The organism is Pseudomonas sp. FP198, assembly GCF_030687895.1.
GTDB lineage: Bacteria > Pseudomonadota > Gammaproteobacteria > Pseudomonadales > Pseudomonadaceae > Aquipseudomonas.
Genome location: NZ_CP117452.1, coordinates 2,384,932 through 2,398,461, shown reverse-complemented (window position 1 = coordinate 2,398,461; position 13,530 = coordinate 2,384,932). Strand labels below are relative to the sequence as shown.

General features: G+C 62.0%; 13 protein-coding genes. 2 read left to right on the top strand and 11 right to left on the bottom strand.

The genetic code is table 11. The features are described from left to right. Positions 1-74: 74 nt before the first annotated feature. From PSH78_RS11145 to PSH78_RS11105, 9 genes are all read right to left on the bottom strand, one after another. The gene (locus PSH78_RS11145; RefSeq protein ID WP_305500471.1) at positions 75-332 is read right to left on the bottom strand and encodes a hypothetical protein; all 258 of its coding nucleotides are present in this window, start codon (positions 330-332) and stop codon (positions 75-77) included. Further along, on the bottom strand, positions 329-511 hold the full coding sequence (locus PSH78_RS11140) for a hypothetical protein (protein ID WP_305500470.1): 183 nt from the start codon (positions 509-511) through the stop codon (positions 329-331). The genes PSH78_RS11145 and PSH78_RS11140 overlap by 4 nt, the downstream gene beginning before the upstream one ends. A gap of 114 nt (positions 512-625) precedes the next feature. After that, complete coding sequence (locus PSH78_RS11135) at positions 626-751, bottom strand: hypothetical protein (RefSeq protein ID WP_305500469.1); 126 nt, start codon at positions 749-751, stop codon at positions 626-628. 170 nt (positions 752-921) lie between these two features. After that, entirely contained in the window at positions 922-1,101 is a 180-nt protein-coding gene (locus tag PSH78_RS11130; RefSeq protein ID WP_018611529.1) for a hypothetical protein, read from the bottom strand. Between the two features lie 156 nt (positions 1,102-1,257). Then, positions 1,258-2,433 (bottom strand): lactonase family protein, encoded by a 1,176-nt coding sequence (locus tag PSH78_RS11125; RefSeq protein WP_305500468.1) that lies wholly within the window; start codon positions 2,431-2,433, stop codon positions 1,258-1,260. Beyond that, positions 2,420-2,716, bottom strand: a complete 297-nt coding sequence (locus PSH78_RS11120; RefSeq protein WP_305500466.1) for a DUF5629 family protein — start codon at positions 2,714-2,716, stop codon at positions 2,420-2,422. Before PSH78_RS11120 ends, PSH78_RS11125 begins: the two co-directional genes overlap by 14 nt. A gap of 218 nt (positions 2,717-2,934) precedes the next feature. Beyond that, entirely contained in the window at positions 2,935-4,515 is a 1,581-nt protein-coding gene (locus PSH78_RS11115; RefSeq protein WP_305500465.1) for an aldehyde dehydrogenase (NADP(+)), read from the bottom strand. A 13-nt stretch (positions 4,516-4,528) separates the two neighbouring features. Beyond that, the gene (gene araD1 / locus PSH78_RS11110; RefSeq protein ID WP_305500463.1) at positions 4,529-5,521 is read right to left on the bottom strand and encodes an AraD1 family protein; all 993 of its coding nucleotides are present in this window, start codon (positions 5,519-5,521) and stop codon (positions 4,529-4,531) included. Positions 5,522-5,724: 203 nt separating this feature from the next. Next, positions 5,725-7,047 carry an MFS transporter gene (locus PSH78_RS11105; RefSeq protein WP_305500461.1) on the bottom strand — a complete coding sequence of 441 codons (1,323 nt, stop codon included), beginning with the start codon at positions 7,045-7,047 and terminating at the stop codon, positions 5,725-5,727. A 193-nt stretch (positions 7,048-7,240) separates the two neighbouring features. Between PSH78_RS11105 and PSH78_RS11100 the strand changes: the two genes are divergently transcribed. After that, positions 7,241-8,977: an IlvD/Edd family dehydratase gene (locus tag PSH78_RS11100; protein ID WP_181290491.1), complete on the top strand. Its 1,737-nt coding sequence runs from the start codon at positions 7,241-7,243 to the stop codon at positions 8,975-8,977. A 279-nt stretch (positions 8,978-9,256) separates the two neighbouring features. Then, positions 9,257-9,976, top strand: a complete 720-nt coding sequence (locus tag PSH78_RS11095) for a FadR/GntR family transcriptional regulator (RefSeq protein ID WP_305500458.1) — start codon at positions 9,257-9,259, stop codon at positions 9,974-9,976. A gap of 60 nt (positions 9,977-10,036) precedes the next feature. On the opposite strand, the gene PSH78_RS11090 is transcribed toward PSH78_RS11095, so the two are convergent. Both PSH78_RS11090 and PSH78_RS11085 read right to left on the bottom strand, forming a co-directional pair. Further along, a complete protein-coding gene (locus PSH78_RS11090; protein ID WP_305500456.1) occupies positions 10,037-12,412 on the bottom strand; it encodes an RND family transporter in 2,376 nt (791 codons plus the stop codon). 43 nt (positions 12,413-12,455) lie between these two features. Next, entirely contained in the window at positions 12,456-13,508 is a 1,053-nt protein-coding gene (locus PSH78_RS11085; RefSeq protein ID WP_305500455.1) for a YCF48-related protein, read from the bottom strand. Positions 13,509-13,530: the final 22 nt, after the last annotated feature.

Genomic DNA, 13,530 nt, shown 5'->3' with positions numbered 1-13,530 from the left:
GGTGTAGACCGAATGGGCCTGCTGCGCAGGCCAGCGGGAGCAAGCTCCCTCGCCACGAAAAGCGCGTAGATCCTTCAAGCGGCGACGCTGCACATGCGCACCACCGCGCAATCAACCTGAAACGGCCCAAACTCAGCCACCCTCGGCGCCGACGGCGGATTACCCACCAATACCCCCAATGCCCTGGCGGTGAGGATGTTATGGGCGATGTTGTGGTTGCACTCGATCGTCCGCGCCAAAGAACCCGCCGACGCCTGCCCCAACCCAAGCAACGAAAACCCATTGGTGATAAACGCCAGGAAGGCAATCACCCAGAACCTGCATCTGCTCATGCGCCGACCGCCCCTTTGCCTGCGCCTCGTTCAACGGCAGTGGAAACCGACGCATGCAGCGATGAATCGACGAAGCCTTGGTATTGGGCGCCGAGGCTGACGACCAGCACCAATGCCACGTAAAGGCCGATGGCGATATAGGCGCCGTGTCTGGCGGAAGAAAGGATTGCGCGGGCCATGGGGTTCTCCGTGGGCATGTTTCGATGCCCACAGAATCAATCAAATAAACCGTTATGAATAGCGACGAATATGCATAGTCACCATCAGGTTTATTGATTGATGAAGCCCTGAAATCAGTCGTTGACCAAGCTCAACAATCGCTCGCGAGCCACTTCCAGCTCGCCGGGAATGGGCTGGGCCGCCGAGACAATTGGAGTGGAGTAGAGAAACAGCAGCATCACTGCCAGACGCATCGCCATGGTGTCGATCCTTATTGGTAAGGAGTCAATTAACTAGCGTCAAATTTAAACACATGGCCATGTGATATCACAACGGGATTTTCGGCCCACGCACGAAGCCTGCGATCTTTTCTCTCCGCTGGCATCCAGCAGGAAATGAAAAGATCGCAGGCTTCAGGGGTCAGCGTGGTTCAGTGTTGAGTCTTGTGATCCAGTGCGGCGTAGAAGTTGGCGCTCTGTTGCAGGTATTTCTCGGTGTAGCTCTGGGTGCGGTTTTTCTTGTCGCTGATTTCGATGCTGGCACTGGCTGGCAATGCCACGGTGGCAGAGATAGCGGAAGCGGCAATAACGGAGAAGAGATTCAGATTCATGGCGGTAGTCCTCGGATTCAGTTTGCTGGTTTGCCCGGTGGGGCCGTGAAGCAAACTTACGCGCCGAGGCGCCTCGTCTTGAAATGCTTTGTAATACTAGCGACTATCAGTCTCGTTGATACAACGGCGAAGGCCCCGTGAATCGGGGCCTACAGCTTACTGACGAACCATGAATTTCAAGTCGCTCGGCGCATCCATCGCCAGCTTCTGCACGGTTTTACCCAGCAGGCCGGTATTCGGATCACGCTCGATGACGAGAATCTGGTTGCTCTTCTGGTTGGCCACCAGGACAAATTTTTCAGTCGGGTCGAGGCTGAATTCCCGAGGGTGGTCGCCCTCGACTGAACGTCGCTGGAGCTCCTTCAGCGTGCCAGCCGCCGGGTCGATGGCGAACACCAGCAGTTCGTTGGTGGTGCCCCGATTACTGACGTACAGGAACTTGCCGTCCCTGGACGCATGCAGCGCTGCCGCCGCTTTACCCGGCTGGGGCTTGCCGGCGGCCAGGTCGACCAGTTGACGCTGGGTAAGGCGACCATCCTGGTAATCGAACACCGCAACCTGGGCGGTCATCTCCATGGTCAGCCAGGCGTGCTTGCCATCGCTGCTGAACAGCAGGTGACGCGGCCCGCTGCCCGGCGGCAACTGCACGAATGCCGGATCGGCAGGCGTCAGCGGCAGCTCGGGGTTGGCTTTCGGGTCGTAGCGATAGACGAACACCTTGTCCGCCCCCAGGTCGTTGGCAAACACATACTTGCCATCCGGCGAAGGCACCGCCGAATGCACATGCCCCGATTTCTGCCGCTCAGGGTTGACCCGACTCGGCTGATGGCTGCCCGATTGCACCACCGGCGCGAGCTTGCCGTCTGCTCCCACCGGCAGCACGACCAAGGTACCGCCCGGGTTTTCCAGAACGGAATAATTACTCACCAGCAGATGCTGGCCGTCATGGCTCAGGCTGGAATGAGTCGGCTCGTTGCCCAGAGACTGCACCTGATTGATCAGGCTCAGTTCATGGGTCTTGGGGTCAACGGCGTAGCTGCTGACCTTGCCCACCGGGTCTTTCTGGCCCGGGCCGTTTTCATTGACCACAAACAGCCGGCTCAGGTCCTTGGAAAGGGTCAACCAGGACGGGTTGTCCGTCTTGATCACCTGCAGTGGCTTGGCGTCGAGCTGGCCGGTCCGGCTGTCGAACTGCATGCGGTAGATGCCCTGGCTCTGGTCCGCCGTGTAGGAGCCCACCAGCAATTGATAGTGCTCGGTGGTTTCTGCCTGGACGCCCATGGCGCCCACGCTACCGGCCATCAGCAATGGCCAGAAACTACGCATCTTCATGCTCGGAGTCCTCGTCGTCGTGGCCGCTGGTCGCCTCCACGCATTCCAGATGGTGATCGCCCGAATCACTGGTGATGACCCAATGTTTCGAGGCTGTGTCGAAGGTCGCGGCCTGCATCTGTGCAGGCGTGAAGCGCCAATGCTCGAGGGTGCGGCCGTTCATGCATTCGACGTGCAGTTGGTCCTGCTCGTCGAGGGAAAAATCGAAAGCGTGCAGCCCGTCGATGATCAGCATGTCGCAGTGTTCGAGGGCGTGCAGCAGAGTGTCGGTCGGGGCAGTCATGGCGATCAGTCAGTCATTGGAAAGGCGGCATGATAACCCAATGTCAGAGTGGGGCTTGGGCCATAAGGTTCGAAAGCGGTGCTGGCCGACCTATCGGTTTCGCGAGCAGGCTCGCTCCCACAGGGGATTTTTGGTGAATGTGAATCCTGTGTGGGAGCGAGCCTGCTCGCGAAGAGGCCGGCACATTCAACTTGAATATAACGACCTCACCGCAATCCTCAGAGCGCCTCACGCCCCGGCACGCCATCCACCAATCGCAGGATCCCCAGCGGGTTGGCGTTCTTCAACGGCTCCGGCAACAGGTTGTCGGGGTAGTTCTGGAAGCACACCGGACGCAGGAACCGGTCGATCGCCAGGGTGCCGACCGAAGTGCCACGCGCATCGGACGTCGCCGGGTAAGGCCCGCCATGGACCATCGAATCGCAGACCTCGACGCCGGTTGGATAACCGTTGAGCAAGATGCGGCCGACCTTCTGTTCCAGCAACGGCGTCAGTTCGCCGAACCGTTCGAAATCCGCCGGCTCGCCAATGATCGTAGCGGTGAGCTGGCCGTGCAGGCCATGCAGCGCAGCGCTCAATTGCGCCTGGTCCGCCACTTCGACAAACACCGTGGTCGGGCCGAAGACCTCTTCCTGCAACGCCTCGTCACCGTTGATCAACAGGCTGGCGTCAGCTTTGAACAATTGCGGTTGCGCCTGGTTGCCTTGCTGCTCGCGACCGGCCAGGTGTTCGATGCCTGGGTGGGCCAGCAATTTTTGCAGGCCTTTGCCGTAACTTTGCAGCGTGCCGGCGTTGAGCATGGTTTGCGGTGCCTGGTCGCCGATCAGCGCAGCCACTTGTTGGGTGAAAGCAGTGAACTCGGGTGAGCGGAGACCGATCACCAGGCCAGGGTTGGTGCAGAACTGGCCGCAGCCTTGCACCACCGAGGCGGTCAGGTCGCGAGCAACGCTGTCGGCGCGCGCTTGCAACGCCTGCGGGAGGACGATCACCGGGTTGATGCTCGACATCTCGGCGAAGACCGGGATCGGCTGGGGCCGCGCGGCCGCCATGTCGCACAGGGCACGCCCGCCTTTCAGGGAACCGGTGAAGCCGACGGCCTGGATCGCCGGATGCTTGACCAGCCATTCGCCGACGCCACCGCCGTAGATCATGTTGAACACGCCGGCCGGCATCGAAGTTTTTTCAGCTGCGCGAATGATCGCATCGGCTACATGCTCGGCGGTGGCCATGTGGCCACTGTGGGCCTTGAATACCACCGGGCAACCAGCGGCCAGCGCGGCAGCGGTGTCGCCGCCAGCGGTGGAGAATGCCAACGGGAAGTTGCTGGCGCCAAACACGGCCACCGGGCCGAGGCCGATGCGGTACTGGCGCAGGTCCGGACGCGGCAGCGGCGTACGCTCCGGCAAGGCCCGGTCGATGCGCGCGCCGTAGAAGTCGCCACGGCGCAAGACCTTGGCGAACAGGCGCATCTGCCCGCTGGTGCGGCCGCGCTCGCCCTGGATCCGTGCGGCCGGCAACGCGGTTTCGCGGCAGACCACGGCGACGAACTCATCACCCAAGGCGTCCAGCTCATCGGCGATGGCATCGAGAAATTCGGCCCGGCGCGCCGCGCTCAGGCTGCGATAGGTTGGATAAGCCGCCGCGGCGGCCTTGGCGGCGGCGTCGACTTCTTCCGCCGTGGCCTGGACAAAATCATGCGGCAAGGCCTCGCCGGTGCTGGCGTCGAAACTTTGCAGGCGAGTCTGGCCGGCCGCGCTGCGGGCGCCGCCGATGTAGTTGTGGCCAAGGATCTGGTTCATCGCAAGTCTCCTTTTAAAGTGTGCCGATAGTACCTGGGTTGAACACCGCGTCTACCGGAGCAATGCCGTTGATCAGCGGGGCGCCGAATTCGGCCTGGCTGATTTCGAACACGTCCCCCGGCTGGGTGCGGATGCCGTCGGCGAACGACAGCGTCGCGGTGCCGAAGAAATGAACGTGCACGTCCCCGGGGCGCAGGAACTGACTGTACTTGAAATGGTGGAACTCGAGGTTCTCGAGGCTGTGGCACATGTTCGCCTCGCCGCTGAGAAATTCGTTCTGCCACAGCACTTCGCCGTTGCGCAGGATACGACTGGTCCCGGACAGATGTTGAGGCAGTTCACCGACGCGAAGTTCCGGGCCGAAGCTGCAACTGCGCAGTTTCGAGTGGGCCAGGTACAGATAATTCTTGCGTTCCATGACGTGATCGGAAAATTCGTTGCCCACCGCAAAGCCAAGCCGATAGGGCTTGCCGTCGTGACCGATGACATACAGGCCGCTGATTTCCGGCTCCTCGCCCGCGTCTTCGGCAAAGGGCGGCAGCGGGAACGGATGGCCGGGACGGACGACGATGCTGCCGTCGCCCTTGTAGAACCATTCCGGCTGAACGCCAGCCTGCCCGGCGGCGGGTTTGCCGCCCTCAACGCCCCATTTGAAGATGCGCATGGTGTCGGTCATGGCGCTCTCGTCGCCAGCCTGCTGGTGCATCTTGTCCCGGGCCGAGGCGCTGCCCAGGTGAGTCAGGCCGGTACCGCTGACCAGCAGGTGCGCCGGGTCCGGGTGATCCAGCGGCGGCAGGATGCGCAATTCGCTCAGCAGTCGCGCATAGTCATGGCTCGCTCCCAGGCCCAGGCCGTCGACCTGTTGCTCAAGCTTGACGCCCGCCTCGATGGCGGCCAGCGCCAGGTCGCGCACCGTCGTGGCGCCCTGCACTTCGCGCACCTGCTCGCCGTCAACCACACCGACGCGGCGTTCGCCGTTACTCAATTCGAACTGAACTAAACGCATGGGTTTCTCCCTGTAAACAAAACTTGAATATGAACGCCGACTCGCTTTGCAGGCTTTTTGTGGCGAGGGAGCTTGCTCCCGCTGGGGGCAAAGCCCCCCTACTTCCAGGCGCCGTGTTCATTCAGGCAAAACACATCGCCCATATTGCGACTGCTACGCAGTCGAGCGGGAGCAAGCTCCCTCGCCACAAAAGCTGCAATCAATCAGCTACGCGTCGCCCCGCGGGCGCTTGCCGCGAACTGGTCAGCCGGTAACACGTGCTTGCGTTCGAGCAAGCGATAGACCACGCCGGTCAACACCAGGCCGAACACCATCACGCACGACAGGAAGTACAGCCCGGACGCCAGGTTGCCGGTGTATTCCTTCAAGGCGCCGATCACGAACGGGCCGATGTAGCCGCCCAGGTTGCCTACCGAGTTGATCAAGGCAATGCCCGCCGCCGCGCTGGCACCGGCGAAGAACCGCCCCGGCAAGGTCCAGAACACTGCCGTGCAGGAAAACAGCGCAAACGCCACCAGGCACAACGCCGCCAGTTGCAGCACCGGCACAGTCAACCAGGCGCTGAGGAACAGACCGATGGCGCCCAATACATACAACACGGCCAGGTGACCGTAACGGTCGTTCAGGCGGTCGGAGCTGCGAGGAATGATCAGCAGGCCGATGATGCCGAAGATATAAGGCACGGAAGAGACAAAGCCGGTCACCAGGTCACTGCCACCGAACTGCTTGATCAACGTCGGCAGCCACAGCCCCAGGCCGTAGATGCTCAGGGTCACCGGCAAGTAGAACAGCGCCAGCAGCAGGACGCGCTTGTCCTTGAGCGCATGCAGCGGGTTGCCATGACGGGTCTGGCCGTATTCTTCCAGGTCCTTTTTCAGCTCACCGGTCAACCAGTCCTTCTCGGCCTGGTCCATCCATTTGACCTGTTGCGGGCCATCCGGCAGATAACGCAGCACCGGCCAGGTCAACAGCACCGCCGGCAGGCCGATGACGATGAACAACCACTGCCAGCCGTGCAGGCCGAGGATGCCGTCCATCCCCAGCAAGCCACCGGAAACGGGGCCGGTGATCATCATCGCAATGGGTTGGGAAAGGATGAACAGCCCGAGGATCTTGCCGCGATGACGCACCGGGAACCACTGGGTGATGTAATACAGCACGCCCGGAAAGAACCCCGCTTCGGCCGCGCCCAGCAGAAAGCGCATCACGTAGAAACTATAGGGCCCTTGCACAAAAGCCATGCCGATGGTGATCGCGCCCCAGGTAATCATGATCCGGGCAAACCAGCGCCGCGCACCGAAGCGTTCCAGCATCAGGTTGCTGGGAATCTCCAGGAGGAAATAACCGATGAAGAACAGGCCCGCGCCGAGGCCGTAGGCGGCGTCGCCGATGCCGATGTCCGCGCCCATGTGCAGCTTGGCAAAGCCCACGGCGGAGCGATCCACGTACGCGATCAGGTAAAGCAGGATCAGGAAGGGAATCAGTTTGAGTGTGATGCGACGTATAAGCCGCAATTCCTGGCTCATGGGACCGGTCTCCGATTGTTGTTGTTATAGAACCTCGGGGGATTTCTCTCGCGAATGACCGCCAGGACAATCCCTCCGTTAAATCGGACTATATAGTAATACTATTTACCCAACAACACTTCCAAACGGCGTAAATTGCGCTTATGTTACGCTTCAGCTCGAACAATATAGTCATACAATAAGAGAATCGATCATGTCTGATAAGAAACCCTCCCTGCGCTCGGCCCAATGGTTTGGCACCGCCGACAAAAACGGCTTCATGTACCGCAGCTGGATGAAAAATCAGGGCATCGCCGACCACCAGTTCCATGGCAAGCCGATCATCGGTATCTGCAACACCTGGTCGGAGCTGACACCGTGCAACGCGCATTTCCGGCAGATCGCCGAGCACGTCAAGCGCGGCGTGATCGAGGCCGGGGGCTTTCCGGTGGAATTCCCGGTGTTCTCCAACGGCGAATCGAACCTGCGCCCCACCGCCATGCTGACCCGCAACCTGGCGAGCATGGACGTGGAAGAGGCGATTCGCGGCAACCCGATTGATGGCGTGGTATTGCTCACCGGTTGCGACAAGACCACTCCGGCCCTGCTGATGGGCGCCGCCAGTTGCGACGTGCCGGCCATCGTCGTCACCGGCGGGCCGATGCTCAACGGCAAGCACAAGGGCCAGGACATCGGCTCGGGCACCGTGGTCTGGCAGTTGAGCGAACAGGTCAAGGCCGGCACCATCACCATCGATGACTTTCTCGCGGCCGAGGGCGGCATGTCCCGCTCGGCCGGGACCTGCAATACCATGGGCACGGCGTCGACCATGGCCTGCATGGCCGAGGCGCTTGGCACTTCCCTGCCGCACAACGCGGCGATTCCGGCGGTGGATGCGCGCCGTTATGTGCTAGCGCACATGTCCGGCATGCGCGCCGTGGAAATGGTCCGCGAAGACTTGAAGCTGTCGAAGATCCTGACCAAGGAAGCCTTCGAAAACGCCATTCGCGTCAACGCCGCCATTGGCGGTTCGACCAACGCGGTGATTCACCTCAAGGCCATCGCCGGGCGCATCGGCGTGCAGCTGGACCTGGACGACTGGACCCGCATCGGTCGTGGTATGCCGACCATCGTCGACCTGCAACCGTCCGGGCGTTTCCTGATGGAAGAGTTCTACTACGCCGGCGGCCTGCCCGCCGTGCTCCGACGCCTCGGCGAAGCCAACCTGATCCCCCACCCGAACGCACTGACGGTGAACGGCAAGAGCCTCGGCGAAAACACCAAGGACGCGCCGATCTACGGCCAGGACGAAGTCATTCGCACTCTCGACAACCCGATCCGCGCCGACGGCGGCATCTGCGTACTGCGCGGCAACCTGGCACCATTGGGCGCAGTGCTCAAGCCGTCCGCGGCCACCGCCGAACTGATGCAGCATCGCGGTCGCGCGGTGGTGTTCGAGAACTTCGACGAGTACAAGGCGCGGATCAACGATCCGGAACTCGACGTCGATGCAGACTCGATCCTGGTCATGAAGAATTGCGGACCGAAGGGTTATCCAGGCATGGCCGAAGTCGGCAACATGGGCTTGCCGGCCAAGCTGCTGGCCCAGGGCGTGACTGACATGGTGCGTATTTCCGACGCGCGCATGAGCGGCACCGCCTACGGCACCGTGGTGCTGCATGTGGCACCGGAAGCGGCGGCCGGTGGGCCTTTGGCCGCGGTGAAAGAAGGTGACTGGATCGAACTCGATTGCGCCAGCGGCCGCTTGCACCTGGACATCCCCGACGCCGAACTCGCCGCGCGCCTGGCCGACCTGGCGCCACCGCAACAATTGCTGGTCGGTGGCTATCGCCAGCTGTATATCGACCATGTGCTGCAAGCCGACCAGGGTTGCGACTTCGACTTCCTGGTGGGCTGCCGTGGCGCCGAGGTGCCGCGTCATTCTCACTGACGCCCCATCACCCTGTGGGAGCGAGCCTGCTCGCGAAAGCGTTGGACCAGCCGGCATTCATGTCGCCTGGCCTACCGCATGTGGCGAGGGAGCTTGCTCCCGCTCGGCCGGGCTGGCGCTCCAGTGCGCAGCGACCGCCCAGGGGCCTGCTTCGCAGTCCAGCGGGAGCAAGCTCCCTCGCCACAAGGTCGCTCAGGCCCAAGGGTTTGGTCTGATGAATATCCGCCGCGCCTGCTATCATGCGCAGCACCCCTCGCCCACAGGATCGCGCCGCTCCCCATGGATTACCGCAAACCCTCCGACCGCAAGAGCATGCACGCGCGCATCGTCCAGGAACTGGGCATGCAGATCGTCTCTGGCCGCTTCAAGCCCGACGACAAACTGCCCGCCGAAGCCTTGCTGTGCGAAGAATATGCCGTCAGCCGCCCGGTGCTGCGCGAAGCCACGCGCGTGCTGGTCGCCAAGGGCCTGGTGTATTCGCGGCCGCGAGTGGGCACGGTGGTCAAGCCGCGTCGGGAATGGCACATGCTCGACCCCGATGTGCTGCACTGGCTGATGCAGAGCAGCCCGCAGAACGAGTTCTTCGGACTGCTCACCAGCGTCCGCAGCATCATCGAGCCGGCCGCTGCCGCCCTCGCCGCGCAATTCGCCACCGACGCCGACATCGCCGCCATCAGCGAAGCCTACCAGCGCATGGAAGCCGCCCCGACCCCGGAAGCCCTCCTGCAACCGGACCTGGACTTTCACAGCCGCATCGCCGACGCCACCCACAACGACCTGCTCGCCAACCTGTGCAACATGCTGTCGGTGGCCATCGCCGAAGCCCTCAAGCACTCCAACCAACGGCCCAATCTGCACGAGCTGGCGATGCCACGGCACAAGGCGATCCTCACCGCCATCGAGAACCGCGATGCCCTCGGCGCCCGCCATGCCACGCTGGTGCAACTGGATGATGCCCGCAGCGCGCTGAATGTCGTGCTGGGTACCGATCCTTCCTGAAGACAGCCCAAATAAAAAAGCCACAACCTCAGGTTGCGGCTTTTTTATTTCTGCCAGGCCTCAGTGAGCGAACAACGAATTGCCCTTCTGCCCCGCCAGCTTCTCCGGCTTGATCAGGAACCGCGCCAGCGCGGGTAGCAGCCACAGCGCACCGAACATGTTCCACAACAACATGAACGTCAGCATCAGGCCCATATCCGCCTGGAACTTGATCGCCGAGAAGATCCAGGTGCAGACACCGATGGCCAGGCACAGCCCGGTGAACAGCACTGCCTTGCCGGTGGATTTCAGCGTCTGGTAATACGCCTCCTGCAACGGCAACCCGGCCCGCAGGAAACTTTCCAGCCGGCTGTAGATGTAGATGCCGTAGTCCACGCCGATGCCCACACCGAGGGCCACCACCGGCAGCGTCGCGACCTTCACACCGATGCCCATGAACGCCATCAGGGCGTTGCCCAGCACCGAGGTCAGCACCAGTGGCAGGACGATGCACAGCGTCGCTGCCCACGAACGGAAGGTGATCATGCACATCGTCGCCACGCAGATATACACGAGGATCAGGATGGTCAGTTCCGACTCCTTGATCACCTCGTTGGTGGCCGCCTCGATGCCGGCGTTGCCGGCGGCGAGGATGAACTCCAGGCCATCGCGGTTGTGCTCCTTGGCGAAGTCCTGCACCGCCGTCACGGCGCGGTCGAGCGTCTCGGCCTTGTGGTCGTTGAGGAACACCAGCACCGGCGCCAGGGAACAGCTGTTGTTGTACAGGCCGTCGGCCCGGGCAATGGAGCTGTTCAGTACATCAGGGTTGCGCGACAGGGTTTCCCACTTCAGGTTGCCCTCGTTCATGCCCTTGATCATCTGCTTGGACACAGTCACCAGGGAAATCGCCGACTGCACGCCCTCGGTGTTCTGCATCTTCCACATCAGCTCGTCGATGGGCGCCATGGCTTCGTAGCGCGAACAGCCTTCGGCCTTGGTCTTGACCATCACCACCAGCACATCGGAGCTGGTGGAATAGTTGCTGATGATGAAGTTGTTGTCCTGGTTGTAGCGCGAGTCCGGACGCAGTTCCGGCGCGCCCTGGTCGAGGTCACCGATCTTCAGGTTCTGGCTGTACCAGAGGCCGCCGCCAAACGCGAGCACGGCCAGGGCAATCGATACCGGCGCGACCTTGGCGCTGGCAAAGTTCGACAGCAGGCGCCAGAACGGATGTTCGCGGGTCGCGTCTTTCTTGCTGCGCTCGACCGCGCGCTTGCTGATACCGACGTAGGAAATCGCCGCCGGCAGCAGGATCAGGTTGGTGAACACAATCACCGCCACGCCGATGGACGCGCCGATGGCCAGTTCGCGAATCACGCCGATGTCGATGATCAGCAAGGTAATGAAGCCGACGGCATCGGCCAGGATCGCGATCATCCCCGGCAGGAACAACTGGCGGAAAGTGCGCCGCGCCGCCGTCAAGGCATTGTCCGCCTCGCTGGACTGCAAGGCGATGCCGTTGATTTTCTGTACGCCGTGGGAAATGCCGATGGCGAAGATCAGGAACGGCACCAGCATCGAATACGGATCCAGGCCGAAACCGGCCGCGTGCATCAGCCCCAGTTGCCAGACCACCGCCACCAGGGTGGTGCTCAATACCGCAACGGTGCTGCGCATGCAGTTGGTGAACCAGTACAGCAGGATCAGGGTGATGACGAAGGCCACGCCGAAGAACAGCACCACCATGACCAGGCCGTCGATCAGGTCGCCGACCTTCTTGGCGAAGCCAACGATGTGAATCTGCACATTCGGGTTCTGCGCTTCGAACTTGTTGCGGATCTTGTCTTCAAGCTCGTGGGAAAACTTCCGATAATCGAGGGCGAGCAATTTGCCCTGGTCCTGCGGGTCGGGATAGGACTCCAGCAGCGGGATATCGATGATGCTCGATTTGAAATCGTTCGCCACCAGGCGCCCGACCTGGCCGGACTTGAGCACGTTGTTGCGCAGCAGGTCGAGGCTGTCGGCCGAACCGTTGTAACTCTGCGGGATCACCTCGCCCCCGGCGAAGCCCTCCTCCGTCACTTCGGTCCAGCGTACGCTCGGGCTCCACAGCGACTTCAGGCCAGAGCGGTCGACGCCGGAGATGTAGAAGACCTCGTCGTGGATCTGGCGCAGGGTCTCCATGTACTCCTTGGAGAAAATATCGCCGTTGGTAGCTTCCACGGAAATCCGTACCGTGTTGCCCAGGTTCGCCAGGTCATTGCGGTGTTCGAGCATCTTCTCGATGAACGGGTGCTCGAGGGGAATCATTTTTTCGAAACTGGTGGACGGCCGGATCAGCGTCGCCTGCCAGAACAGGAAAATGCTGACCAGCAGGCAAATGATGATCACTGCCGGGCGGTTGTTGAAAATCAGGCGCTCGAGGAACGTCGCCTTGTCTTGGTGATGACTGCTCATGGGGACCGCCTTCTTGTTATTGTGCCCGTCTGACAGGCCCGGCTCATTTGCTCAGTTCGGCGCCAGTGGGCGTGGTAGCGCGCACGCCACCCTGCCCCGCCAGGATCAGGTTGCCGTTGCCCGCCGCCGTGACGGCCGCCACGGAAATGCGATCCGGACGGTTGAACACGCTGAAGGTCACGCCATCGTCGGTGCTGCGAATCACGCTGCCGCCGTTGCCGACGATCACGATCGAGCCATCCGGCAACAACGTCGCGCCCGACAGGCCGAATTCCAGCGCGCCACGGGCCGCCTTCAGCTCGACCTGCTCCCAGGTGTCGCCGAAATCCGTGGAGCGATAGAGATTGCCGCGAAGGCCGTAGGCCAACAGGGTCGAAGGCTGGGCGGTGCCGATGGCGCCGAACAGCGAGCCTTCGTACGGACCTTCGAGTTTTTCCCAGGTCTGCCCCCAGTCGGCGGAGCGGAACATGCTGCCGGCCTCGCCGACGATGAACAGCCCGGCGTCTTTTACCGCGGCGATAGCGTTGAGGTGATATTGGTCTTCATTCTCCAGGCGATCGCTGGCCTGCTCCCAGTGCTTGCCGCCATCGGTGGTCGCGTACAGCGCACCGTAGGCGCCCACGGCGAGGCCATTGCTGGCGTCCTTGAACCAGACGTCGAGCAGTGGTGCTTCACGGGTGAGGTCTTCGAACTGCTTGGTCCAGGTGGTGCCGCCGTCCTCGCTGGCGAGGATCTGCGCGTCGTGCCCCACGGCCCAACCGTGCTTGTCATCGACAAAGAAGACTGCAGTGAGCAGTTGGCGCGTCGGCACCTTGGCCTGGGTCCAGGATTTGCCCTGGTCATCGGAAAAGACGATATGCCCACGGTCACCGACCGCGACCAGGCGCTGGCCGGCATGGACCACATCGAGCATGAGGGTTTTGCTGGCCTTGGCCGATTCGACGGAATAGATGACATCGGCCGTCGACGCCGCAACCGCCAGCACCGGCGCCGACAAAACGGCAGAGCCCAGCAGCGAGAGCGCCGAGACCAGCAGCGCAACTCTGCGCAGCACTGGCGGGCGGCAGCGGCCCACAGCCATGACAGGCTCATTCATAGACCTTTCCCCCATTTATTAT

Coding starts and splice junctions, on each gene's coding strand:
- PSH78_RS11125 (WP_305500468.1), bottom strand. CDS start 2,433: ATGAAGATGCGTAGTTTCTGGCCATTGCTGATGGCCGGTAGCGTGGGC.
- PSH78_RS11115 (WP_305500465.1), bottom strand. CDS start 4,515: ATGAACCAGATCCTTGGCCACAACTACATCGGCGGCGCCCGCAGCGCG.
- PSH78_RS11090 (WP_305500456.1), bottom strand. CDS start 12,412: ATGAGCAGTCATCACCAAGACAAGGCGACGTTCCTCGAGCGCCTGATT.
- PSH78_RS11130 (WP_018611529.1), bottom strand. CDS start 1,101: ATGAATCTGAATCTCTTCTCCGTTATTGCCGCTTCCGCTATCTCTGCC.
- PSH78_RS11145 (WP_305500471.1), bottom strand. CDS start 332: ATGAGCAGATGCAGGTTCTGGGTGATTGCCTTCCTGGCGTTTATCACC.
- PSH78_RS11140 (WP_305500470.1), bottom strand. CDS start 511: ATGGCCCGCGCAATCCTTTCTTCCGCCAGACACGGCGCCTATATCGCC.
- PSH78_RS11105 (WP_305500461.1), bottom strand. CDS start 7,047: ATGAGCCAGGAATTGCGGCTTATACGTCGCATCACACTCAAACTGATT.
- PSH78_RS11120 (WP_305500466.1), bottom strand. CDS start 2,716: ATGACTGCCCCGACCGACACTCTGCTGCACGCCCTCGAACACTGCGAC.
- PSH78_RS11095 (WP_305500458.1), top strand. CDS start 9,257: ATGGATTACCGCAAACCCTCCGACCGCAAGAGCATGCACGCGCGCATC.
- araD1 (WP_305500463.1), bottom strand. CDS start 5,521: ATGCGTTTAGTTCAGTTCGAATTGAGTAACGGCGAACGCCGCGTCGGT.
- PSH78_RS11085 (WP_305500455.1), bottom strand. CDS start 13,508: ATGAATGAGCCTGTCATGGCTGTGGGCCGCTGCCGCCCGCCAGTGCTG.
- PSH78_RS11100 (WP_181290491.1), top strand. CDS start 7,241: ATGTCTGATAAGAAACCCTCCCTGCGCTCGGCCCAATGGTTTGGCACC.
- PSH78_RS11135 (WP_305500469.1), bottom strand. CDS start 751: ATGGCGATGCGTCTGGCAGTGATGCTGCTGTTTCTCTACTCCACTCCA.